Source organism: Microbacterium sp. zg-Y625, assembly GCF_030246925.1.
In the GTDB taxonomy this organism is placed as follows: domain Bacteria; phylum Actinomycetota; class Actinomycetes; order Actinomycetales; family Microbacteriaceae; genus Microbacterium; species Microbacterium jiangjiandongii.
This window is the reverse complement of sequence record NZ_CP126740.1, coordinates 2,328,603-2,352,441: the sequence shown is the minus strand read 5'-3', so window position 1 is coordinate 2,352,441 and position 23,839 is coordinate 2,328,603. Positions and strand designations below refer to the sequence as shown.

Below are 23,839 nucleotides of genomic sequence, written 5' to 3'. Positions count from 1 at the left end.
GCTCAGGGGTCGCTGTCGCGTGCCCCGACCGTGACGACCCCGACCTCGTAGGCCTTGATCACCGCCTGCACTCGGTTGGGCAGGTGCAGTTTGGCGAGAATGCGTCCCACGTGCGCTTTGACCGTGGATTCGCTGAGGTGCAGGGTCTGGGCGATTTCAGCGTTGGTCAGCCCGCGTCCGATGAGGACGAACACTTCCTGCTCTCGTTCGGAGAGGGCCGACAGGTCAGCGTCCGGGCGGCCGCCCGGTCGCTCGAGGTGGGGGACGGCCACCTCGATGAGCTTGGCCGTGATCCGGGGTGAGACGACGGAATCGCCGGTCCTCACCGCGCGCACGGCGGCGACGAGCTCGTCGGGACGGGTGTTCTTCAGCAGGAAGCCCGCCGCCCCCGCCGTGAGCGCTCCGAAGGCGAACTCATCGCGGTCGTACGTGGTCAGCACGAGCACACGGGTATCCGGGTGGGTGAGGCAGATCTCCTTCGTCGCCTCGATGCCGTTCAGGTCAGGCATCCGCACGTCCATGAGCACCACGTCGGGCTGCAGGCGACGGACCGACTGCAGCGCTTCGGCTCCGTTCGAGGCCTCACCGACCACGGTGATGTCCGGCTGGGCTTCGAGGACGAGGCGCAGTCCGTAGCGGACGAGCTCCTGGTCGTCGACCAGCAGAACCCGGATGTCCTCGGTCATGTCCGCCTTTTCCGTCATCGTCATCCGTCCAGCGGGAGCCGCACGAACACACGCCACCCGCCGTCGTCGCGGGGGCCCGCCTCGACCTCGCCATCGTAGAACGCGCCCCTCTCGCGGATGCCGACCAGGCCTCGGCCGGGGGAGTCGGTGGGCAGGGCCGGCGCGGATGAATCCTGCACCAGGATGGTGACCTCGTCGTCGGCGAGCGCGACCCGCACGAACACGTCCCGCACCTCGCGGGCGTGGCGCAGCACGTTCGTCAGCGACTCCTGCACGATCCGGTAGACGGTCGGGCCGACGGCGGACTCGGTGGAGACGACGCCGGTCAGCTCCAGCCGCACGGGCAGGCCTGCGGCGACGAACTCTTCGGCCAGCGCAGGCAGTTGTGCGGGCCCCGGCGCGGACGACAGCGCCGCCGCGTCATCGTCGACCCGCGCCAGCAGCCTGCGCACCTCGCCGAGCGTGCGCCGGCCGGTGTCGGCCACCCGGGCCATCACCCGCTGCGACTCCTCGGGGCGCGTCGGCGCCACGGCGCTCGCCCCGTCGGCGAGAGCGGTCATCACGGCGAGGGAATGAGCGATCACGTCGTGCATCTCGCGGGCGATGCGTTCGCGCTCGAGCGCCCGCGAGATGCTCGCCTGCTGATCGCGCTCCCGCTTAATCTGCTCCGCGCGCTCCACCAGGGCGGCGACGTGCCGCCGCCGATGACCCCGGTTGACCCCGAGGAGCGTCGCGATCAGCGCGGCGCCGGCGAACGCGGTGGCCATGGTGACCCAGTCCGTCGGCCAGGCCTCGAGCGCAGAACGGAGAGCGATGCCATGGATCGGCGGGCCGACGCGCACCCGGATCGCCAGGATCAGTGCGGCGACACTGCCTGCCGCCAGTGCGACGCCGAACGCCGCCCAGGCGCGACCCGCCCGGCTGGTGACCCCGATGATGTACAGCGCGAGCACCACCAGCGCGGTCTCGGCGCCGGTGCCCCACGCCGCCGACGCCATCATCAGCACGAGCAGGGCGAGGAAAGACGCGCGCGGCCACCGGTGTCGGCAGAGCACGGCGGCCACGCCGCCCGCTGTCACGAGGAGGATCGGCGGGAGCGGCGTCGTGATGGTCGACTCGACCGAAAGGTAGCCGAGCGCGGCGGCGAGCAGCAGGTAGGCGGCCAGGATCACGGCGTCGACCCGCCGCCGGCCCGCCGCCCGCGGCGCCGGAGCGGACACGCCACCGCGGGCACCGCGTCGGCGGCACCCGGCGGTGAGACGGACGATGCTGTCATGCGTCGCGCTTCTTCAATGCGACTGCGCCCGCGATCAGCGCCGCTGCGGCCCATGCGGTGACGAAGAGCCAGCCTGCCTGGGGGCTGATGTACCCACCCCAGACGTCGAGGAAGGGGGCCCCTTCGATGCCGACCCGCGTCATGGCGTCTCCGGCGTTGCCGAGCAGTGCGACGCGCAGGACACGCGAGAAGAGGCTGTACGGCAGCACCGAGATCAGTACGGGTCCGAGCAGCGTGGCGACGAAGACGAAGATCGCGCCGGCGGTCGTCGAGCGGAGGAGAGCGCCGAGGCCGACGCCGAACACCGCGCACAGTCCGAGGTATGCGGCGGCGCCGACCAGCGCCGGCAGCGCACCGGGCGCACTCAGCGGCACGTCCAGTCCGAACTGCGCGTACAGGGGAGTGGTTGCGGCCCATGATCCGAAGACGGTGACAAGCGACACGACCGTCACCGCGGCGAACGACACGATGGCTTTCGCCCAGAGTGCCCGCAGCCGCGTCGGCGACGCCAGAAGCGTGGACTGGATGGCGCCCGAGGAGTATTCCGCGCCGACCGACATGACGCCGACGATACCGGCGATGATCTGTCCCACGACGACCATTGCGACCGTCACGTCGCCGAGGGTCCGCTCGACGGACGGCACGGACGGCACGCCTGAGGACTCGAGGGTGAGGGCGAGGAAGAGGGCGCCGCCGAGTCCGATGGCGAGGATGCCGCCGAGAGCGAGCGCCGAGGACGGCAGGCTCGTGAGCTTGATCCACTCCGAGCGGAGGGTGGCTGAGAACGGTGGACGCCGAGTGCGGGCATCGGAGCGATGGGCCTTGGTGGAGAGCGACATCATCGGCCGACTCCTTCCCCGGCGACAGGCGTCGATCGGTATTCGACGGAATCCGCGGTGAGCGCGAGGTAGGCGTCCTCGAGCGACCCTTCGACGGTGGTGATCTCGTAGAGCACCACCCCGCACGCAGCGGCGGCATCCGCCACCTGCTCCGCGGTGAGCGAGGTGATCTCCACCGCCCCGTCGGGATGGGTCGACACCGTGACCTCCGGTGCCGCGATGGCCGCGATCAGCCGGTCGACGTTGCGCGCACGCACGCGCACCGCCGAGCGGGTGGCCGCGGCGACCACCTCGCGCATCGGGCCGTCGGCGATGATCCGCCCCTGCCCGATGACGATCAGGTGGTCCGCGGTCTGGGTCATCTCGCTCATCAGGTGCGAGGAGAGCAGAACCGTACGGCCCTCGGCCGCGAGGCTGCGCAGCAGGCCCCGGATCCACAGGATGCCCTCCGGATCCAGCCCGTTGACCGGCTCGTCGAGGATGATCGTCTGCGGATCTCCGAGAAGTGCGGCGGCGATCCCCAGGCGCTGGTTCATGCCCAGCGAGAACCCGCCGACACGCTTGCCGGCCACGGCCTCGAGCCCGGCGAGGTCCATCACCTCGCGCACCCGTGCGGCCCCGATGCGGTGCGTCGCGGCGATCGCCAGCAGGTGCTTGTACGCGGTGCGGCGCGGGTGGGCGGCGCGCGCGTCGAGGAGCACGCCGACCTCCCGCAGCGGCGCGGGAAGCTCCCGATACGGACGACCGTTGACCTCCGCCGTGCCGGCCGTCGGGCGGTCCAGTCCCACGATCATGCGCATGGTGGTGGACTTGCCGGCTCCGTTCGGACCGAGAAAGCCGGTCACTCTGCCCGGCTCGACCGTGAAGTCGATGCCGTGCACGGCCACCTTCCGGCCGTAGTTCTTCGTCAGGGATTCGACCCGGATCATCTGTGCACCTTTCGTCGCCTTCGACGCTACGGAGGCGCCTCATCGCCCACATCGGCCTGCGGTCGCGACTTCGGCGTGCGACCAGTACCCAGGTACACAACGGCGAGGAGCCGGTGATCGTCTCTCTCGGAGGAGCTTCGTCGGCGCCCCCGGTTAGGCTGGAGCCCATGGAGTCCGCCCCGATCGTGCACGAGCTGCCGTGGGGTGACGTGTGGGGGCAGGACGAGGCGGTCGCGCAGCTGCAGGCCGCGGCATCCGACCCCGCCTCGATGACGCACGCGTGGCTCATCACGGGCCCGCCCGGATCCGGCCGCTCCACCCTCGCCTACGCCTTCGCCGCCCGCCTCATCGCCGGTGATGGTGACGGCGTCGACCACGTCATGCGCCAGGTGCTCGCCGGCACCCACCCCGACCTCACGGCGCTGCGCACCGAGGGCGTCATCATCTCGATCAAAGACGCCCGCGCGCTGGTGGAGCGCTCGTACTTCTCCCCGTCGCTGGGGCGGTACCGGGTCATCGTCGTAGAAGACGCCGACCGCATGACCGAGCGCACGTCCAATGTGCTGCTGAAGGCGCTCGAAGAGCCGCCGGAGCGGACGGTCTGGATCCTCTGCGCGCCGAGCGACGCCGACCTGCTTCCCACCATCCGCTCCCGGGTGCGCACGCTGCGGCTGCGCGACCCCGAGGTCGCCGACGTCGCGCGTCTCATCGTGCAGCGCACCGGCGTCGATCCCGCCGTGGCCGAACAGTCCGCACGCCTGGCGCAGCGCCACATCGGCATGGCCCAGCGCCTCGCGACCGACGCCGCTTCCCGCACCCGCCGCGAGCAGATCCTGCGCGCGGTGCTCGGTGTGCGCGGCGTGGGCGACGCGGTGGAGATCGCCGGGCGCATCGTGCAGGCGGCCACCGAAGACGCCAAGGCCCTCACCGCCGAGCGCGACGAGGCGGAGCGCGCGTCGCTGCTGCGCACCCTGGGCGTGCCGGAGGGGGCCGCGGTGCCTCCCGCCGTGCGCGGCCAGGTCAACGCACTCGAAGACGAGCAGAAGCGGCGCGCGACCCGCAGCCTGCGCGACGGCATCGACCGGGTGCTCACCGACCTGCAGTCGCTGTACCGGGACACCCTCATGCTGCAGTTCGGCCGTGACACCGACCTGATCAACCGCGAACTCGAGCAGGATCTGCGCGCGCTCGCCGCCGCCTGGACGATGCAGCGCACCCTGACCGTGCTCGACCAGATCACCCTCACCCGCAGCAACCTCGAGTTCAACGCCGCTCCGGTGCTGGCGCTCGAGAGCATGCTCATCACCGTCGCCAGCGGAAGGACCCCGTGAGCATTCGCCGCCGTCTCCTCGTGGTCACCTCCGGCATCGTCGCGCTCACCCTCAGCCTCACCGGGTGCCTCAGCGCGATGATCCCCGAAGCGGCCACTCCCTCGCCCGGCCCCAGCAAGCCGCCGGTCACCGACGGCGTCTCCGCGGAGCTGCTGCCCTTCTACGAGCAGACGGTGGAGTGGGAGCCGTGCGAGGGCGCCGACCCCGGTTACTACGACTGCGCCACGGTGACCGCCCCGCTCGACTGGGAGAATCCGGATGCCGGAGAGATCGACCTGGCGGTCATCCGTCGTCACGCCGACTCCGGCGCGCCGATCGCTTCGCTGCTGACCAACCCGGGCGGGCCCGGTGCGAGCGGACTGGAGCTCATCCGCGACTCCGCCGCGTTCGCTACGGGCGAGGCGCTGCGCGAGGCGTACGACGTCATCGGGTTCGACCCTCGCGGGGTGGGGGAGTCCACCGCGGTGCGCTGCCTCGACGCGGAGGAGATGGACGCCTACCTCTACGACGTTCCCGAGAACCCGCGCGGTACGACCGAGTGGGAGGACGAGCTCACCGAGCGCAACGCCGCCTTCGCCGAAGCCTGCGAAGCCAACAGCGACGGCATCCTGCCCTACATCACGACGCTTCAGGCGGCCCGCGACCTCGACCTGCTGCGCGGCGTGCTCGGCGACGAGCAGCTGCACTACCTGGGCTACTCATACGGCACGTTCCTCGGCGCGACCTACGCCAAGCTCTTCCCCGAGCGCGTCGGCCGCCTGGTGTTCGACGGCGCCATCGACCCGGCGGTATCCGGCCTCGAGGTGGGCGTCACGCAGGGCGTGGGGTTCGAGTCCGCCCTGCGCGCCTACATGGCCGAGTGCCTCGCCGGCCAGGACTGCCCGTTCCGAGGCACCGTCGACGATGCCATGGCTGACCTCGGCACGCTGCTGGCCAGCGTCGACGCGCGTCCTCTCCTCGCCCCGGACGGACGGCAGCTCGGAGCCGACACGCTGCTGACGGCCATCATCGCGGCGCTGTACTCCCAGGACAGCTGGCCCTTCCTGACGGCCGGGCTCACCGACGCGCTGGAGGGGGACCCCCAGATCGCCCTGCAGCTGGCGGACTTCTACAACGCCCGGGAGGGTGGCGTCTACCTCGACAACTCGGCCGAAGCCTTCCGTGCCTACAACTGCATGGACTATCCCGTGAGCGATGAGGCAGAGGACGCGGCCGCCGAGGCGCTGCTCGCGGCCGAAGCACCCACGGTCGCGCCCTATTGGATGGGGCCGGACTCGTGCGCGGTGTGGCCGTACGAGCCCACCGGTGTGCGCGAGCCGATCACGGCCGAGGGTGCGGCCCCCATCGTGGTGGTCGGCACCACCAACGACCCGGCCACGCCGTACGAATGGTCGGTGTCGCTGGCAGATCAGCTCGCCTCGGGCGTGCTCGTCACCCGCGTCGGCGAGGGCCACACCGGCTACAACAAGGGCAACGCGTGCGTGGATGCCACGGTGGAGTCGTACCTCGTGGACGGCACGGTGCCCGAAGACGGTCTGACCTGCGAGTGACGGGTCGGAGCGGTTCGCGAGCGCTCTTGTCACCATGTAAGATCGATGATCGTGCATAGCGAAAGCGAAGCGCGCCACCTTAGCTCAGACGGCAGAGCGATTCACTCGTAATGAATAGGTCAAGGGTTCGATTCCCTTAGGTGGCTCAGACCGACTGTGGGGCTCTTCGGGGCCCCACAGTCATATCCAGATGAGCGCTGGGAGACCCATGGACGTCGCGCTCGACGCGATCCTCGAGATCTTCTCCTGGGTGGGGCTCGGTGCGGGGCTTCTGGTCGCCCTGATCGCCGTCGTCCTGTGGGCCATCGACGGCTCGTGGCTTCCCGCGAAGGGCGTGGTCGAGCACGAAGAGGACGGCGTGGTGGTGCGCTGGTTCGACCACGACGGGGGAGTGGGCGCCGCTGCCGCGGGCCACACCGACGCCGAACGCCTGGCAGGGCATCCGACGGCGGACATCTGGTACCGGGTCGGCGGACGCGATCGCTTCCGGCTGACGAAGCACTCCCCGGCCGTGCGCGCGACTGCCTGGCTGGCGGCGGGCCTCGCCGGGCTGGGCGTGGTGGCCTTCGTGGCATCCTGGATCCTGCTGTTCGCGCGCTGATCGGCGGAGTGGCGCATCCGCAGATTGCTAGATAAGCTAGCAATATGGCAAATGAGCGAAATGTGCCGAAGTGGCTGCGCATCGGCATCCCCGTCGTGCTGGTCTTGGTCTGGCTGGTCGGCGGCGCGATCGGCGGCCCGTACTTCGGCAAGGTGGACGAGGTCGCTGTCAACGACCGCTCCGCTTATCTGCCGTCCAGCGCCGACGCCACGCAGGTCAACGAGCGACTGGGTGAGTTCCTCGGCGACGACAGCGTGCCCGCCCTGGTGGTGGTGGCCGGTGAAGACGAGCTGACCGAGGGGCAGCTCGCCGACATCGGCGAGCTCGGCGCCGGCATCGTCGACCTCGAGGGCGTGGTGGGCGACGTGTCGCCGCCGGTGCCCTCCGAGGATGGCCAGGCCGTGCAGATCTTCGTGCCGCTCGATGCCGAGGGCGAGATCGCCGACATCGTCACCGAGCTGCGTGAGTACATGGCCGACGGAGTCCCCGAGGGCGTCGAGGCCTGGGTGACCGGCCCCGCAGGATTCTCCGCCGATCTCGTCGAGGGTTTCCTCGGCATCGACGGGCTGCTGCTGGGGGTGGCGCTCATCGCCGTCTTCATCATCCTCGTCATCGTGTATCGCTCGCCGCTGCTGCCGGTGCTGGTGCTGCTGACCTCGGTGTTCGCGCTGTGCGTGGCGCTGCTGACGGTGTGGTGGCTGGCCAAGGCGGGCGTGGTGGTGCTCAACGGTCAGGTGCAGGGAATCCTCTTCATCCTGGTCATCGGCGCGGCGACCGACTATGCGCTGCTGTACGTCGCTCGTTTCCGTGAGGCGATCGCGTCGGGCAAGAAGCGGTGGGATGCCACGATCGCAGCCTGGCGCGGCGCTTTCGAGCCGATCCTCGCCTCGGGCGGCACGGTCATCGCGGGACTCCTGTGCCTGCTGCTGAGCGACCTCGCGACCAACCGCGCTCTGGGCCCGATCGCCTCGATCGGCATCGCCTTCGCCATGCTGTCGGCCCTCACGTTCCTTCCCGCGCTCCTCGCCCTCACCGGGCGGGCCGCTTTCTGGCCCTTCGCGCCCAAGCCCGACGCGCTCGGCCTGCCCGAGGACTTCTCGCGGCCGGTGAAGGGCCTCTGGCCCCGCCAGGCGCGCTTCGTCGCCCGGCACCCGCGTGCGGTGTGGATCGTCTCGACCGTGGTGCTGCTCGCCGCGTGCGTCGGGGCCACGCAGCTCAAGGCCGACGGCGTGCCCTCGAGCGAGCTGGTGCTCGGCACGTCGCAGGCCCGCGACGGTCAGGCCGAACTGGCCGAGCACTTCCCGGCAGGTTCCGGCAGCCCGGTGTACGTGATCGTGCCGGAGGATGAGCTCTCGGCGAGCGTCGAGGTGCTCACCGACGTGGAGGGCATCGACTCGATCGCCGCGGCCAGCGAGGACTCGCCGAACGGCCAGGCGGGCGTCGAGCTCGAAGGTGGCGAGGCTGTGTTCACCGCCTTCGGTCCCCCCGGAACCCCGGCTCCCGAACCGACCGTGGCAGACGGCGACGTGCTGCTGATCGCGACGCTGAGCGACGCCGCCGACTCGATCGCCGCGGAGGATGTCGTGCGCGACCTTCGCGTGCAGCTGTCCGATGATGTGGGCACCGACGTGCTCGTCGGCGGGGAGACGGCGACCGACGTCGACACCAACGACACCTCGATCCGGGACCGCACGCTGATCATCCCGATCATCCTCGTGGTGATCCTGCTGATCCTCATCGTGCTGCTGCGGTCGCTGCTGGCGCCGGTGCTGCTGATCGGCACCGTGATCCTGTCGTTCGGGTCGGCCCTCGGCGTGAGCGCCCTGGTGTTCAACGGCATCTTCGACTTCCCCGGTGCCGATCCGGCCGTGCCGCTGTACGGATTCGTGTTCCTCGTCGCCCTGGGCATCGACTACAACATCTTCCTGATGACGCGCGTGCGGGAGGAGTCCCTCACGCACGGAACGAGGCTCGGCATCCTTCGGGGACTGGTCGCGACGGGCGGGGTGATCACCTCCGCCGGCCTCGTGCTCGCGGCGACGTTCGCGGCGCTCGGTGTGATCCCGATCCTGTTCCTGGCGCAGCTGGCGTTCATCGTCGCGTTCGGCGTGCTGCTCGACACCTTCATCGTGCGCTCGCTGCTGGTGCCCGCGCTGTCGTTCGACATCGGCCGCGCCATCTGGTGGCCGTCGAAGCTGTGGCGCAACGACATCGGCGGTGCGCGCCGGCTGGCGATGAGCCCCAGCGAGGGTGGTCCGGTCGCGGCTCCCGTGCCGGGTGACATGCGCCGTGGGGACGGCGGGGCGGCGGCGGTCGCCGTCGACACCGAGGCCGGCGTGCGCGCCGTCGAGCAGAAGGTCGCCAAAACGGGCGCGCGACCGGTGACGCGGCGGTCGCTGCGCCGACGCTGACCCGGAACGGCGACGTTGTGCACAAGGGCCACGGCTGATGCCGTGGCCCTTGTGCGTGCGGGCGGCGTGCCGGCGACGTGTGGGCAGCGTGCCGGCGGGGTGCCTGCGGCGCCAGCACGCCCGGCTCGGCGGTCCGGTCGCGGGCACCAGCCGTGCACAACGTCGCCGATCCGCGGGCGAAACCGCTCCGGCGGCGGCCGAAAGCCCTGCGAGTGGCCGGAATGGCGGCGTTGTGCACGCACCGGGGCGGCGTAGGCTCGGCGCATGAGCAAGGCGCTGTTCATCGTCGACGTGCAGAACGACTTCACCGAGGGTGGGGCGCTGGGAGTGGCCGGGGGAGACGCGGTGGCCGCCGCGATCACCCGGCACCTGGCCGCGTCCGCAGACCAGTACGCCCTGATCGTCGCCTCGCGCGACTGGCACGATGCCGGGGGCGACAACGGCGGGCACTTCGCCGCCGGCGAGCCCGACTTCGTCGACACCTGGCCGGTGCACTGCGTCGCCGGCACCGAAGGCGCCGAGTACGACCCCGGGCTGGTCACCGATGCCGTCACCCACCACGTGAAGAAGGGCCAGGGCGCCCCGGCATACTCGCTGTTCGAAGGGACCACCGACGACGGCGACACCGTGGGCGAGCTGCTGACCCGGCACGGCATCCTCGAGGCCGACATCGCCGGCATCGCGACGGACTACTGCGTGCGGGCGTCGGCCCTGGATGCCATCGACCACGGTCTGCGCGTGCGCGTGCTGGCCGACCTCGTCGCCGGAGTCGCCCCCGCCACCAGCGAGGCGGCGCTGGCCGAGCTTGCGCACGCCGGCGCGGAGCTTGCCGAGTCCGGAGTCTGACGGCCGGTCGCGGCCGATCGCGCCGATCCCCTGCGGCCGTGAATCCTCGTGGCTCTGGTGCCACTGCCCCCGTGACGGGCCCGTCCCCGCCATGGTGCATGCTGGGGGGAGCATGTCGGATGGGGGTCCGTGGTGACGACAGGGCACAGCGCGCCGGACGCGCTCGAGGACTTCGCGGGGTTGCTGCGTGAGGCGCCCACGGTAGAGCCCGGCTCGGCCCGGCGACAGAGCCGGCCGACCGCGCCGATCGACCCGGAGGAGCGGCGCACGCGTCGTCGCCGACGGCTGCTCGCGACCGCCATCGTGTTCGTCCTGGCGCTCGGGGGCGGCGGGGGCTACACCGGCTGGGCTCTGACCGCTCCCGTCGCCGAGCCGGTCGCGGCTTCGCAGGTCCCCGAAGTCACCACCCCGCCGGCAGCGGACATCGCGCTCCCGGCCGAGGGCGCGTCGGCCATCGCCATCTCGGGCGCCGCCGACTACCTGGGCACCGAGGACGGCAGCATCTGGGCGACCACCGGCACCGAAGAACCGCGCCCCATCGCCAGCATCACGAAGCTCATCACCGCGCTCGTCGTCCTCGATGCGCATCCCCTGGCGGATGCCACGGACCCCGGGCCCACCCTGACTTTCGGCCGCGCCGACCACGCCCTCTACGACAAGTACTACGTGATGGGCGCCACCATCGCCCCCATGCCCATCGGCAGCTCGCTGTCGCTCCACGATGCGATCGCCACGATGCTGATCCCGTCGGCGTGCAACTACGCCGAGGCCGTCGCCGGTTGGGCGTTCGGGTCGCAGGGTGCGTTCCTGCGGGCGACGCGGGACTGGCTCGCGGCGAACGGATTGACGCAGACCACGATCGTCGAGCCGACCGGCATCAACCCGCGCAACACGAGCACCCCGGGCGACCTGATCACCCTCGGTCGCATCGCCGCCGCCCACCCGACCGTCGCCACGATCGCCGCGAACCCCGGCCTGTCCCTCCCCGGACCCGGATGGATGAACAACACCAACTCCCTGCTCGGCCAGAGCGGAATCACCGGCCTCAAGACCGGCACCCTCGACCCCGGCGGCAGCAACCTGCTCTACACCGCGAGCCTCGACGTCGGCATCGGGGCGCCCCTCGACATCGTGGGCGTCCTCCTCGGCGCGAGCTCGCGCGCCTCCGTCAACCACAGCGTGTCCACCCTGCTCGAGAGCATCACGGGCGGGTTCACCGAGATGACCGTCGCGCGCCATGGGCAGGAGGTGGGCTCCTTCTCGACCCCGTGGGGCAGCACCGCGCGCATGGTGCTGGGGGCGGAGGCCGCTCTGCTGGTCTGGTCGGACACGCCCATCGTCGCGACGATGGAAACGACGACGCCGACGACCTGGGAAGACGGCGAGGTGATCGGCTCCGCCACCTGGACCGCCGGTCCGCGCACCGTGACGGTCCCGGTCGAGCTCGACGGCACCATCGCGCCTCCGACGTCGTGGTGGCGCCTCACGAACCCGGGCGAACTCGGCTAGCGGCGGATGCCGTCGCCCACGAGCCCGCGGATGTCGTCGGCCACCACGCGCAGGTCATCGCCCAGCTGGTGGCCGCCCGTGACGGTGCGGGTGACCGCCCGCGGAATCGCCGCCGCGTACAGGTCGCGGTGCGCGAAAGGCACCACCTCGTCGTCCGGGCTGGCATATGACGTAGCCGACCACGTGCAGGGGAGTCGCCGCGAGCGGTGACGCGGCGCGGGCTCGCGCACGATCTGTACGGCGGATGCCACGGCCCCAGCCGTCGGGGCCTCGCCGAGCACGACGCCGTCGGCGATCTCGCCGGCCAGCGCCAGTGCTTTCGGGCCGTTGGCGCCGAGCAGGATCGGCGGCACGGCATCGGCGGCGGGCGGCATGCTGAGCCGCACGCCGTCGAGCTGCACGTACTGGCCGGCGGCGGTGACCTCCTCGCCGTGCAGGAGAGCGCGCACCGCGGTCGCGTACTCGCGCAAGAGAGTGAGGGGCCGATCGACGGCGGCACCGGCCTGCTGCATCCAGGCGCGCACCCCGTGGCCGAAGGCGGGCACGAATCGCGCCGGATGCAGCCGGCTGAGCGCCGCGACCTCCATCGCCGCGAGAGCGGGATTGCGCAACGGCACAGGCATGAGCCCGAGCCCGAGCCGCAGCGTCGTGGTCGCGTCGAGCGCGGCCGCCGAGGTCACGAGCCCGCCGCTCCAGAAGCTGTCCTCCCACAGCCACAGGTCGTCGACACCCGCAGCCTCGGCCGCCCGCGCCGCGGCGGGCAGGTGCTCGGGCGGCAGTTGGGGGCGCGCGATGACGCCGATGCGCACACCCACCCCGTCATGGCTCATTCCCGGATCGTAGGCGCGCGGCATCCGCAGCCTCAAGGGGAGGCGTCAGGAAACGTCCGCGCTGCCTCGCCCCGCGGCCACCGGCAGCGAGGCGGATGCCAGGAGCGCGAGGCTGTCGGCATCCACCGATCCCGGGGTGGGGTGGTAGACCACGAGCATCAGGTCGTCGGCGCCGTCGATGCGCAGCCGCTCGCGGTTGAGGGTCATCTCACCGACCTGCGGATGCACGACGCGCACCCGGGTGCCGCGCTGCCCGCGCACCTCGTGCCGGGACCAGAGCCGACGGAAGAGGTCGCTGCCCGCACCGAGCTCGGCGGTGAGCTCGACGAAGCGCGGGTGGGTCACGTCGGTGCCCGCCGCCTGCCGCAGATTGGCGACGAGGCACTCGGCGAGGTCCTCCCATTCCGGATGCAGCGCCTGCTCGGCCGGGCTGAGAAAGAAGTCGCGCAGCTGGTTGCCGCCGGGGACGAGCCCCGGCGACAGCGCCCGGGCCAACGCATTAGAAGCCAGTACGTCGAAGAACCGCCCCTCGATGAAGGCGGGCTGCGCGAGCGAGTGCATGAGCGCCACGGCTCCCGGCGGCGGCGTTTCGGTGGGGGAGCGTCGCGCGGACCGGCGCGTCACCTCCGCCCCGAGGGCCAGCAGGTGCGCGAGGTGGTCGTCGTCGAGCTGCAGCACCCGGGCGATCGACCGCAGCACCTGCGCCGACGGGTGGCGGTCCCGGCCGCGCTCGAGACGCAGGTAGTAGTCGGCGCTGATGCCGGCCAGGGTCGCGACCTCTTCGCGGCGCAGACCCGGCACCCGCCGCACGCCGACGACGGGGATCCCGACCTGCTGCGGCGTCACCTGCTCGCGTCGGGCACGAAGGTACGTGCCGAGCATGTTGGTGGTCTCACTCACGTCACCAGCGTAGGAGTGCGAGAGGGGGTGTGGACGCGAGAGAGGGGGCCCCGTCGCACCCCCTCTCGCCAGGGCTCTGGATGCCGGGTGGGCGCGGTCCGTAGCGTCCTTGCGAGCCCGATTCGGGCCGCACTTCGAGGGAGACACATGACCGTTTCACTGATCACCGGCGCCAACAAGGGAATCGGCTTCGAGACCGCCCGGCAGCTCGCCGCGCTCGACCACACCGTGTACCTCGGCGCCCGCGAAGAGGCCCGGGGCCGGGCCGCGGCAGACGCCCTCGGCATCCGGTTCGTGCAGCTCGACGTGACCGACGATGCCTCGGTGGCTGCGGCGCTCGCCGTCATCGAGGCAGAGCAGGGCGTGCTCGACGTGCTGGTGCACAACGCCGGCATCCAGGAGTTCGGCCCCGTCGACGGCCCGACGGCGCTGCGGGCCCTCGATACCAACGCCGCCGGCATCGTGCGCGTGACCGAAGCTGCGCTGCCGCTGCTGCGGCGCTCGGCGAACGCCGCCGTGGTGACCGTGTCCAGCAGCGCAGGGTCGTTCTGGGCGGTGACCGACCCCGCGCGACCGGAGTACCACCTGACCAACGCGCTGTATGCGGCGTCGAAGGCGGCAGCCACGATGCTGACGCTGCAGTACGCCAAGGCGCACCCCGCCATCGCGTTCACCGCGGTCGAGCCCGGCTACACGGCCACCGACATGACGGCCGACTTCCCCGGTGGCCGGTCGCCATCCGACAGCGCCGCGGTCGTGGTGCGGATAGCGAGCCTCGGCAGCGGCGGCCCGACAGGAACGCTGCAGGACGAAGACGGCGTGCTCGCCTGGTGAGCGCCTGGCGGCGGCAGGCCTACTTTCGCGAATAGTGACGCGAGACGCTGTTCACCCAGGCGGCGAACTGGCGAGCCTGAAGCCCGAACGCGGGGCTGACCGGTGCCACCCAGAACTGCTCGGGGCCGTCGATCGACAGGTAGAACTCCCGGCGATCGACCTTCTTGCGGAGCATGGCGCCCGTGATCATGCCCACAGGGCCGAACAGCAGTCCGCCTGCCGCCGCGCGGGTCAGCGTGGATCGCTCGCCGATCTCGCCGGCCGTTTCGAACGATGCCACCACGCCGGCGATGGGCTGGCTGAGGTCGCCGTAGAAGATCCACTCGCCTGAGACGGTGATTCCCGAGAACGTGTGGGGCTCCGCCAGGTACTGCGCACGCTCCGTCCACGCGTTCCCGTCCCACCAGCGCAGGCGACCACGTCCATCGTCGTACCAGCCCATCGGCTGCCTCTGGGCGGCGGGGTTCGAGGTGTGCAGCTCGACGGTGGCCCCGCGCATGTCGGCATAGTCGTCGGTCCACGCGTTGCCGTCCCACCAGCGCTGGTAGCCCGCCCCGTCGTCGTACCACCCGGCTTCTGCGTTGCCCATGCGCAGATCGTAGCCACTGGCGTCGTCTCAGCCACCCCCGGATTCCGCGCAGCAGGCTTGGCCGGAATGAGGGGATCTGCCGAAACGAGGGCGGATGCCGCGCTTTGGGTCCTCATCCGGGAGGATCCCCTCATCTCGGACACCGGACACCCCGCAGACGCACGAACGCCGCGGCGGCCGGAAGCCAGCCACCGCGGCGCTGCGCGGTCGCGCCCGCGAGCGGCAAACTTTGCCGGAATGAGGGGATCTGCCGGAACGAGGGCGGATGCCGCGCTTTCGGTCCTCATCCGGGCGGATCCCCGCATTTCGGACACCGGACACCCCGCAGACGCACGAACGCCGCGGCGGCCGGAACCCAGCCACCGCGGCGCTGTGCGGGTACGCGGGCGTCAGCGCCCGGTCGGCGGCAGCTTGTCGACGCCGTGCCGGTTGGGCTTGCCCGGCTCCGCCGCCGTCGCCGGTGTGACGTCTGCGGTGTCCGCGTGGCCGGTGTCGGGATACTCGGGCTCTTCGACCTCGATCGCCTTGTCCCGCTCGTCGGCCGGCGGAAGATGGTCAAGGGGCTGCTTGATGTCATCTCGATCGCTCATGGCCCCATGATGCGACGACGGATGCCGCGCCCCCAAGGGGTTGCCAGGCCCACCCGATCCGTGGCACAGGGGCACCGCAACACGACCCGCGCCACCGCGGCGTGAGGGAACCGTAAGGATCCGCGGCACCCCCGTATGGGTTGCGTGAGGACGGGCATCGGGGGGCGCCGGCAGGAGTTGGATCGCACTGCGCCCGCGAATGAGGGCGTGCGACAGCGCGTGCGCTGACGCCGTCCTTCAGATGGAGCCTGCTGTGCTTGACCTCGTCTACGTGCTGGGCACGATCGCCCTGTTCGTCGTCGTCGGACTGCTGGGGAAGGCGGTGGAGAAGCTGTGATCGTGTTCCAGCTGCTCGCCGGCATCCTCGGTGTCGCGGCGATCGTGTACCTCGTGTTCGCCCTCGTGAAACCGGAGCGGTTCTGATGGCGTGGGTGTCGGCGCTGCTGTCGCTCGCCACCGTCGCCGTCATCCTCGGCCTGCTCTACCGCCCCTTCGGCGACTACATGGCCTGGGTCTACACCTCGCCGAAGGACACCCGGGTCGAGTCCGGCGTCTACCGGCTGATCGGCGTGGATGCCAAGGCCGAGCAGACCTGGCCGGCGTACCTGCGCGCCGTGCTCGCGTTCTCCGCGATCGGTCTGCTCATCGTCTACGGCCTGCAGCGGCTGCAGCAGTGGCTGCCGTACTCGCTGGGGCTGCCGGCGCCCAGCGAACACCTGTCGTTCAACACGGCGGCGTCGTTCGTCGGCAACACGAACTGGCAGTCGTACTCGCCGGAGCTCACCCTCGGCTACACCGTGCAGGCGCTGGGCCTGGTGGTGCAGAACTTCGTCTCCGCGGGCGTGGGCATGGCGGTTGCCATCGCCCTGGTGCGCGGCTTCGCGGCACGCCGGTCGGGCACGCTCGGCAACTTCTGGGTGGACCTCACCCGGGGCACCCTGCGCATCCTGCTGCCGATCGCCGCGCTCGCCGCGGTCGTGCTGCTGATCGGCGGGGTGGTGCAGAACGTCAACGGTTTCACCGACGTCACCACCCTCACCGGCGCGACGCAGTCGATCCCCGGCGGCCCCGTGGCCTCGCAGGAGGCCATCAAGCTGCTCGGCACCAACGGCGGCGGATTCTTCAACGCCAACTCGGCGCATCCGTTCGAGAACCCGAACGCGTGGACCAACGCCTTCGAGGTGCTCCTCATGCTCGTCATCCCGTTCGCGCTGCCGCGCACGTTCGGCCGCATCGTGGGCGACAACCGCCAGGGGTACGCGATCCTCGGCGTCATGGCGACGCTGTATCTGGCATCGTTCGCGCTGCTGACCGCGTTCGAGACCGCCGGCAACGGCACCGCGCCGCAGCTGGCGGGAGCGGCGATGGAGGGCAAGGAGCAGCGCTTCGGCATCATCGGCTCGACGCTCTTCGCCACCACGAGCACCGGCACCTCCACCGGCGCGGTCAACTCCATGCACGACTCGTACACGGCGCTCGGCGGCATGATGCCGATGCTCAACATGATGCTCGGCGAGGTCTCGCCCGGCGGTGTCGGGTCGGGGCTCTACGCGATCCTCGTGCTCGCGATCATCGGCGTGTTCATCGCCGGTCTGCTGATCGGCCGCACCCCCGAGTACCTCGGCAAGAAGATCGGGCCGCGCGAGATCAAGCTCGCCGCCCTCACGATCCTGGTCATGCCGACCCTCGTGCTCACCGGCACCGCGCTGAGCTTCGCCCTTCCCGGCATCCGCGAAGAGGTGGCATCCACGTCGATCTGGAACCCCGGCATCCACGGAATGAGCGAAGTGCTCTACGCGTTCACGTCCGCCGCCAACAACAACGGGTCGGCCTTCGCCGGACTCACCGCCAACACGCCGTGGCTGAACACGGCCCTGGGGGTTGTGATCCTGCTCGGCCGCTTCGTGCCGATCGTCTTCGTGCTCGCTCTCGCCGGCGCACTCGCCGCGCAGGACGCCGTGCCGACGACCGCCGGCACGCTCCCCACCCACCGCCCGCTGTTCGTCGGGCTGCTCAGCACCGTCACCGTGCTCGTGACGGCGCTCACCTTCTTTCCCATTCTCGCGCTGGGTCCCCTGGCGGAAGGGCTGATCTGATGACCTCGACACTGACCACCACACCTCCCGAGGCCGCGCCGACGCCCGCGCCGCCGCGCGGATTCTCGCCGGCGCAGGTGCGGGCCGCCGTGCCGGGCGCGTTCCGCAAGCTCGACCCGCGCCTGCAGTGGCACAACCCGGTCATGTTCCTGGTGTGGGTCGGCGCCGCCCTCACCACCCTGCTGGCCATCGCGGAGCCGTTCATCGGGGGACCGGCGCCCTCGGGCGGCACCCCGGTGCCGTGGTCGTTCACGTGGGCGATCGCCGTCTGGCTGTGGCTGACGGTGCTGTTCGCGAACCTCGCCGAGTCGGTCGCCGAGGGGCGCGGCAAGGCGCAGGCCGAGAGCCTGCGCAAGACCCGCACCAGCACGACGGCGCGGCGGGTGGATGCCTACGATCCGCTCACCGATCCCGCGGCCGAGCGGTCCGGCACGACCGATGTCGCTTCGGCCGACCTTCGCCTCGGTGACGTCGTGGTCGTCTCGCCGCCGCAGCTCATCCCCGGCGACGGCGACATCGTGTGGGGCATCGCCTCGGTCGACGAATCCGCGATCACGGGGGAGTCCGCCCCGGTCGTGCGGGAGTCCGGCGGCGACCGCTCAGCCGTCACCGGCGGCACCCGCGTGCTGTCGGACCGCATCGTCGTGAAGATCACGTCGAAGCCCGGTGAGACCTTCGTCGACCGCATGATCGCCCTGGTCGAGGGCGCCGCCCGCCAGAAGACGCCGAACGAGATCGCGCTCAGCATTCTGCTCGCGAGCCTGTCGATCATCTTCGTGGTCGTCGCGCTGACCCTGAACCCGATCGCCTCGTACGCGGCAGCACCTGTCAGCGTGCCGGTGCTGATCGCGCTGCTGGTCTGCCTCATCCCCACCACGATCGGGGCGCTTCTGAGCGCCATCGGCATCGCCGGCATGGACCGGCTGGTGCAGCGCAACGTGCTCGCGATGTCGGGCCGCGCGGTCGAAGCGGCCGGCGACGTGACCACTCTGCTGCTCGACAAGACCGGCACCATCACGTACGGAAACCGGCGGGCGAGCGCGTTCCTTCCGGTCGGCGACGTGCCGGCGCCCGAGCTCATCCGCACCGCCGCGCTGTCGTCCCTGGCGGACCCCACGCCCGAGGGGGCATCGATTGTCGAGCTGGCACGGGCGAAGGGCATCGACGTCGGTGCGGCGGCGGCAGGCGACATCGTGCCGTTCACCGCGCAGACGCGCATGTCGGGGCTCGACACCCCCGACGGCATCCGCATCCGCAAGGGCGCCGCCTCCGCGATCGTCGCCTGGCTCGAGGCTGAGGGGCAGGCACCCAGCGCGGCCGACCTCACCGAGATGACCGCCGCCGTCGAGCGGATCTCGCACACGGGCGGCACCCCGCTGGTGGTCGCGACGAGCTCTGCGGATGCCGGCTCGCGCCTGCTCGGCGTCGTGCACCTGAAGGACGTGGTCAAGGAAGGGCTGCCGGCGAAGTTCGCCGAGCTGCGCTCCATGGGCATCCGCACGGTCATGATCACCGGCGACAACCCGCTGACGGCGGCGGCGATCGCGGCCGAGGCGGGGGTCGACGACTTCCTGGCCGAGGCAACCCCCGAAGACAAGCTCGCCTACATCCGCGCCGAGCAGCAGGGCGGGCGGCTCGTCGCGATGACAGGGGACGGCACCAACGACGCCCCCGCGCTCGCGCAGGCCGACGTCGGTGTCGCGATGAACTCGGGCACGTCGGCTGCGAAAGAGGCCGGCAACATGGTCGACCTCGACTCCGATCCGTCGAAGCTCATCGACATCGTGCGCATCGGCAAGCAGCTGCTCATCACGCGCGGCGCGCTGACGACGTTCTCCATCGCCAACGACATCGCCAAGTACTTCGCGATCATCCCCGCGATGTTCCTCGGGGTGTTCCCGCAGCTCGCGGCGCTCAACATCATGGGGCTGCACTCACCGGCATCCGCCGTGCTCTCGGCGATCATCTTCAATGCGATCGTGATCGTCTTCCTCATTCCGCTTGCCCTGCGCGGTGTGGCCTATCGGCCGGGCGGTGCCTCGCGCACGCTCAGTCGCAACCTCGCCGTCTACGGGCTCGGCGGCATCATCGCCCCCTTCATCGGCATCTGGCTCATCGACCTCGTCGTGCGCCTGATCCCCGGCTTCTGAACCAAGAGGAAGAACCCACATGAACACCTCCACCCGCAGCACCGCCCGCACCGTCGGCGTCGCCGTCCGCGCCATGGCGCTCTTCACGGTGCTGTTCGGCGTCGGCTACACCGCCGCGCTCACCGTCGTCGGTCAGCTCGCGCTGCCCGCCCAGGCGAACGGCTCGCTGATCACCGACGCCGACGGCGCACCGATCGGGTCGTCGCTCATCGGGCAGTCCTTCACGGATGCCGAGGGAGCGCCGCTGCCGCAGTACTTCCAGTCCCGGCCCTCCGCTGCCGGCGACGGCTATGACGCGGGGGCCTCGTCGGGCTCGAACCTCGGGCCCGAGAACGACGACCTCATCGCCGCGATCACCGAGCGACGCGACCAGGTCGCCGCGTTCAACGGCGTGGAACCTGCCGACGTGCCGGCCGACGCCGTCACCGCGTCGTCGTCGGGCCTCGACCCGCACATCAGCCCCGCGTACGCCGAGATCCAGATCGAGCGCGTCGCCGCCGAACGCGGCATCCCCGCCGCCGACGTGCGCGCACTGGTGCAGGCTCACACACAGGGACCGCGACTCGGGTACCTGGGTGACGCCACGGTGAACGTGCTGGAGCTTAACGTTGCCTTGGACGAGCGAGAAGAGTGACCATGACCAGACGCGGGCGGCTGCGGGTGCTGCTGGGGGCCGCCCCGGGTGTGGGCAAGACGTTCTCGATGCTCGAGGAGGGCCGGCGGCTGGGGGCCGAGGGGCGGGACGTCGTCATCGGCGTCGTCGAGACCCACGGGCGCGCCGCGACCGCCGCGATGGCCGAGGGCATCCCCGTCGTGCCGCGCGCCCGCGTCTCGCACCGTGGCGTCGCGCTCGAGGAGATGGACCTCGATGCCGTGCGGCAGCGGATGCCGCAGGTCGCCCTGGTCGACGAACTCGCGCACACCAACGCCCCCGGGTCGCGCAACCACAAGCGCTGGCAGGACGTCGACGAGCTGCTGGCCGCGGGGATCGACGTCATCTCGACGCTGAACATCCAGCACATCGAGTCGCTGAACGACGTGGTCGAGCAGATCACCGGGGTGCCCCAGCGCGAGACCGTGCCCGACAGCTTTCTGCGCAGCGCCGACCAGATCGAGGTCGTCGACCTGGCGCCGCAGGCCCTGCGGGACCGGCTCGCGGTCGGTGCGGTGTACCCCGCCGAGCGCATCGACGCGGCGCTGTCGAACTACTTCCGCCTGGGCAACCTCACGGCGCTGCGGGAGCTGGCGCTCATCTGGCTGGCCGACGAGGTCGACCAGGCGCTGCAGGGGTACCGGCAGGCGCACGGCATCGACAGCCGGTGGGAGGCGCGTGAGCGTGTGGTGGTCGCGCTCACCGGCGGGCCCGAGGGCGAGACCCTGCTGCGTCGCGGCGCCCGCATCGCCGCCCGGTCGGCCGGCGGCGAGCTGATCGCCGTGCACGTCACGAGCCAGGACGGGCTGCACTCGGGCAGCCCCGCCGCGCTCGCCGAGCAGCGCGCCCTCGTCGAGAAGCTCAACGGCACCTACCACCAGGTGGTGGGGGAGGACATCCCCACCGCCCTCGTCGAGTTCGCCCGCTCGGTCAACGCCACGCAGCTCGTGCTCGGGGCGAGCCGGCGGGGGCGGCTGGCGGCGCTGCTCACCGGACCCGGCATCGGGGCGACGGTGGTGCGCGAGTCCGGCGACATCGACGTGCACATGGTCAATCACGCCGCCGCCGGCCGCCGCCCCGCGCTGCCGCCCCTGACCGGCGCGCTCACGCGCAAGCGCCGCATCCTCGGGTTCGTCGTCGCGCTCGCGGGCGGGCCGCTGCTCACCGCCCTGCTGTCCCTTTTCCGCAGCGCGGAGTCGATCACGACCGACGTGCTCAGCTTCCAGCTGCTCGTGGTGGTCGTGGCGCTGGTGGGCGGGCTGTGGCCGGCCCTCTTCGCCGCAGTGCTCTCCGGTATCACCCTCGACTTCCTCTTCATCGAGCCGCTGTACACGGTGCACATCCACGAGGGTCACCACCTGCTGGCGCTGGTGCTCTACGTCGTCATCGCGAGCCTCGTGAGCTTCATCGTGGATCGCGCCGCCCGCTACACCCGGGCCGCGCGGCGCTCGGCCGCGGAATCGGAGCTCATCGAGACCATCGCCGGCAGCGTGCTGCGCGGCGAGAACGCGATCCAGGCCCTCGTCGACCGGGTGCGCGAAGCGTTCCAACTGCCCGGCGTGCGTCTCGTCGTGGGCGACGAGGTGGTGGCGCGGGCGGGGGAGCCGCTGCCGGACGGGCGGTTCACCGGCATCCCACTCACCGACGAGGCGGTGCTCGAGCTGCACGGCGCCGACCTCGCGGCATCCGAGCGTCGTCTGCTGGGTGTCGTCACGGCGCAGCTGCGGGCGGCGCTCGACACCGAGCGGCTGGAGAAGACCGCGCAGCAGATCGAGCCGATCGCGGCATCCGACCGGGTGCGCGGGGCGCTGCTGTCGGCACTCAGCCACGATCTGCGCCGCCCGCTCGCCGCCGCGTCGGCCGCCGTCGGGGGCCTGCGCGCGGCGGGTCCCGAACTCGCCGCCGCCGACCGGCAGGAGCTGCTCGAGACCGCGGACGAGAGCCTCACCGCGCTCGGCGCGCTGCTGACCGACCTGCTCGACGTCAGCCGCCTGCAGACCGGCGTGCTCACCATCGCCGACATCGCCACCGACCCTGCCGAGGCCATCGCGCCCGCGCTCGACGAGCTGCAGCTCGGCCCCGCCGACGTCACGCTCGCGCTGCAGCACGGCGATGCCGTCGCGCACGCCGACCCGGTGCTGCTGCAGCGCGTGCTGGTGAACCTGCTCGCCAACGCGCACCGCTACGCGCCGGCGGGCGTGCCTGTGCACGTCAGCACGAGTACGTTCGGTGGCAGGCTCGAGATCCGCATCGTCGATCGCGGGCCGGGTGTGCCGGCCGAGAAGAAGGATGACATCTTCGTGCCGTTCCAGCGTCTGGGTGACACCGACAACTCCAGCGGGCTGGGGCTCGGCCTCGCGCTCTCGCGCGGGTTCATCGAGGCGATGCACGGCACGCTGACCTCGGAGGACACCCCCGGCGGCGGGCTGACGATGGTGATCTCGCTGCGCGCGGCGAGCGAGACGGATGCCACGGCGGGCGTCGCCGCCGATGTCTCGGTCGGCGAGGGGGAGCGGGCATGAGGATCCTCATCGCCGACGACGACCCCCAGATCCTGCGGGCGCTGCGCATCACCCTGACCGCGAAGGGGTACGACGTCACGACCGCCCTCGACGGGACGCAGGCCATCGCCGCCGCCGTCGACCACCGGCCCGACATCCTGATCCTCGACCTCGGCATGCCGCGCCTCGACGGCATCGAGGTGATCCACGCCGTGCGCGGCTGGTCGACCGCGCCCATCCTCGTCGTCTCGGGCCGGGCAGGTGCGGCCGACAAGGTCGAGGCGCTGGATGCCGGTGCCGACGACTACATCACCAAGCCCTTCGCCGTGGAGGAGCTGCTCGCCCGCATCCGCGCGCTCACGCGGCGCGTGCCGCAAGACGACGCGTCGCCCGTGGTGCGCCTCGGGGACGTGACGATCGACCTCGCCGCGCACAGTGTGGTGCGGACGACCCCTGACGGCGACCGGCAGATCCGGCTGACGCCCACGGAGTGGCAGTTCATCGAGATCCTCATCCGCAACGCCGGCAAGCTCGTGACCCGCCAGACGGTGCTGCGCACGATCTGGGGAACCGACCACGCCGAAGACACCGGCTACCTGCGGCTGTACGTGTCGCAGCTGCGCAAGAAGCTGGAGCCCGACCCGAGCGCGCCGCGGTACCTGCTCACCGAACCGGGGATGGGGTACCGGCTCGACGGGGTCGCGACGTGAGGCCGGTCG

At 71.3% G+C, this 23,839-nt stretch carries 21 protein-coding genes and 1 tRNA gene; 14 read left to right on the top strand and 8 right to left on the bottom strand.

The genetic code is table 11. The annotated features are described in order from the left end of the window. Nucleotides 1-2: 2 nt before the first annotated feature. From QNO14_RS10875 to QNO14_RS10860, 4 genes are all read right to left on the bottom strand, one after another. Nucleotides 3-686, bottom strand: coding sequence for a response regulator transcription factor (locus tag QNO14_RS10875; protein WP_257505299.1), 684 nt, complete (start codon nt 684-686; stop codon nt 3-5). Nucleotides 687-706: 20 nt separating this feature from the next. Then, nucleotides 707-1,858, bottom strand: coding sequence for a sensor histidine kinase (locus QNO14_RS10870; RefSeq protein WP_257505298.1), 1,152 nt, complete (start codon nt 1,856-1,858; stop codon nt 707-709). Nucleotides 1,859-1,958: 100 nt separating this feature from the next. Beyond that, nucleotides 1,959-2,804, bottom strand: coding sequence for a hypothetical protein (locus QNO14_RS10865; RefSeq protein WP_257505297.1), 846 nt, complete (start codon nt 2,802-2,804; stop codon nt 1,959-1,961). Continuing rightward, entirely contained in the window at nt 2,801-3,730 is a 930-nt protein-coding gene (locus tag QNO14_RS10860) for an ABC transporter ATP-binding protein (RefSeq protein WP_257505296.1), read from the bottom strand. The genes QNO14_RS10865 and QNO14_RS10860 overlap by 4 nt, the downstream gene beginning before the upstream one ends. Before the next feature lie 167 nt (nt 3,731-3,897). On the opposite strand from QNO14_RS10860, the gene QNO14_RS10855 reads away from it, so the two are divergent. From QNO14_RS10855 to QNO14_RS10825, 7 genes are all read left to right on the top strand, one after another. After that, nucleotides 3,898-5,061 (top strand): DNA polymerase III subunit delta', encoded by a 1,164-nt coding sequence (locus tag QNO14_RS10855; RefSeq protein WP_257495469.1) that lies wholly within the window; start codon nt 3,898-3,900, stop codon nt 5,059-5,061. Continuing rightward, nucleotides 5,058-6,611, top strand: coding sequence for an alpha/beta hydrolase (locus QNO14_RS10850; RefSeq protein ID WP_257505295.1), 1,554 nt, complete (start codon nt 5,058-5,060; stop codon nt 6,609-6,611). The genes QNO14_RS10855 and QNO14_RS10850 overlap by 4 nt, the downstream gene beginning before the upstream one ends. A gap of 73 nt (nt 6,612-6,684) precedes the next feature. After that, nucleotides 6,685-6,757 (top strand) — tRNA-Thr (locus QNO14_RS10845). Nucleotides 6,758-6,819: 62 nt separating this feature from the next. After that, nucleotides 6,820-7,212, top strand: coding sequence for a hypothetical protein (locus QNO14_RS10840; protein WP_257505294.1), 393 nt, complete (start codon nt 6,820-6,822; stop codon nt 7,210-7,212). A gap of 44 nt (nt 7,213-7,256) precedes the next feature. After that, complete coding sequence (locus QNO14_RS10835; RefSeq protein WP_257505293.1) at nt 7,257-9,623, top strand: MMPL family transporter; 2,367 nt, start codon at nt 7,257-7,259, stop codon at nt 9,621-9,623. 264 nt (nt 9,624-9,887) lie between these two features. Then, nucleotides 9,888-10,469: an isochorismatase family protein gene (locus QNO14_RS10830; RefSeq protein WP_257505292.1), complete on the top strand. Its 582-nt coding sequence runs from the start codon at nt 9,888-9,890 to the stop codon at nt 10,467-10,469. Between the two features lie 132 nt (nt 10,470-10,601). Next, a complete protein-coding gene (locus QNO14_RS10825; protein ID WP_257505291.1) occupies nt 10,602-11,978 on the top strand; it encodes a D-alanyl-D-alanine carboxypeptidase family protein in 1,377 nt (458 codons plus the stop codon). On the opposite strand, the gene QNO14_RS10820 is transcribed toward QNO14_RS10825, so the two are convergent. Both QNO14_RS10820 and QNO14_RS10815 read right to left on the bottom strand, forming a co-directional pair. Then, complete coding sequence (locus QNO14_RS10820; RefSeq protein ID WP_257505290.1) at nt 11,975-12,808, bottom strand: LLM class flavin-dependent oxidoreductase; 834 nt, start codon at nt 12,806-12,808, stop codon at nt 11,975-11,977. The genes QNO14_RS10825 and QNO14_RS10820 overlap by 4 nt on opposite strands. Nucleotides 12,809-12,853: 45 nt before the next feature. Further along, entirely contained in the window at nt 12,854-13,708 is an 855-nt protein-coding gene (locus tag QNO14_RS10815) for a helix-turn-helix domain-containing protein (protein WP_257505287.1), read from the bottom strand. 147 nt (nt 13,709-13,855) lie between these two features. Between QNO14_RS10815 and QNO14_RS10810 the strand changes: the two genes are divergently transcribed. After that, a complete protein-coding gene (locus tag QNO14_RS10810; protein ID WP_257505286.1) occupies nt 13,856-14,542 on the top strand; it encodes an SDR family NAD(P)-dependent oxidoreductase in 687 nt (228 codons plus the stop codon). 19 nt (nt 14,543-14,561) lie between these two features. Here QNO14_RS10810 and QNO14_RS10805 read toward each other — a convergent pair whose 3' ends face one another. Next, nucleotides 14,562-15,131 carry a DUF2510 domain-containing protein gene (locus tag QNO14_RS10805; protein WP_257505285.1) on the bottom strand — a complete coding sequence of 190 codons (570 nt, stop codon included), beginning with the start codon at nt 15,129-15,131 and terminating at the stop codon, nt 14,562-14,564. A 389-nt stretch (nt 15,132-15,520) separates the two neighbouring features. Next, entirely contained in the window at nt 15,521-15,721 is a 201-nt protein-coding gene (locus tag QNO14_RS10800; RefSeq protein WP_257495480.1) for a hypothetical protein, read from the bottom strand. A gap of 333 nt (nt 15,722-16,054) precedes the next feature. Between QNO14_RS10800 and QNO14_RS10795 the strand changes: the two genes are divergently transcribed. From QNO14_RS10795 to QNO14_RS10770, 6 genes are read left to right on the top strand one after another with little or no spacing between them, the layout of a single operon-like run. Next, complete coding sequence (locus tag QNO14_RS10795) at nt 16,055-16,144, top strand: potassium-transporting ATPase subunit F (protein WP_257495481.1); 90 nt, start codon at nt 16,055-16,057, stop codon at nt 16,142-16,144. Beyond that, entirely contained in the window at nt 16,144-17,817 is a 1,674-nt protein-coding gene (gene kdpA / locus QNO14_RS10790) for a potassium-transporting ATPase subunit KdpA (RefSeq protein ID WP_257505284.1), read from the top strand. The genes QNO14_RS10795 and kdpA overlap by 1 nt, the downstream gene beginning before the upstream one ends. Further along, complete coding sequence (kdpB, locus tag QNO14_RS10785) at nt 17,817-19,967, top strand: potassium-transporting ATPase subunit KdpB (protein ID WP_257505283.1); 2,151 nt, start codon at nt 17,817-17,819, stop codon at nt 19,965-19,967. Before kdpA ends, kdpB begins: the two co-directional genes overlap by 1 nt. Before the next feature lie 19 nt (nt 19,968-19,986). Next, entirely contained in the window at nt 19,987-20,601 is a 615-nt protein-coding gene (gene kdpC, locus QNO14_RS10780) for a K(+)-transporting ATPase subunit C (protein WP_257505282.1), read from the top strand. Between the two features lie 2 nt (nt 20,602-20,603). Beyond that, nucleotides 20,604-23,141, top strand: a complete 2,538-nt coding sequence (locus QNO14_RS10775; RefSeq protein ID WP_257505281.1) for a DUF4118 domain-containing protein — start codon at nt 20,604-20,606, stop codon at nt 23,139-23,141. Next, nucleotides 23,138-23,830: a response regulator transcription factor gene (locus tag QNO14_RS10770; protein ID WP_257505280.1), complete on the top strand. Its 693-nt coding sequence runs from the start codon at nt 23,138-23,140 to the stop codon at nt 23,828-23,830. Before QNO14_RS10775 ends, QNO14_RS10770 begins: the two co-directional genes overlap by 4 nt. Nucleotides 23,831-23,839: the final 9 nt, after the last annotated feature.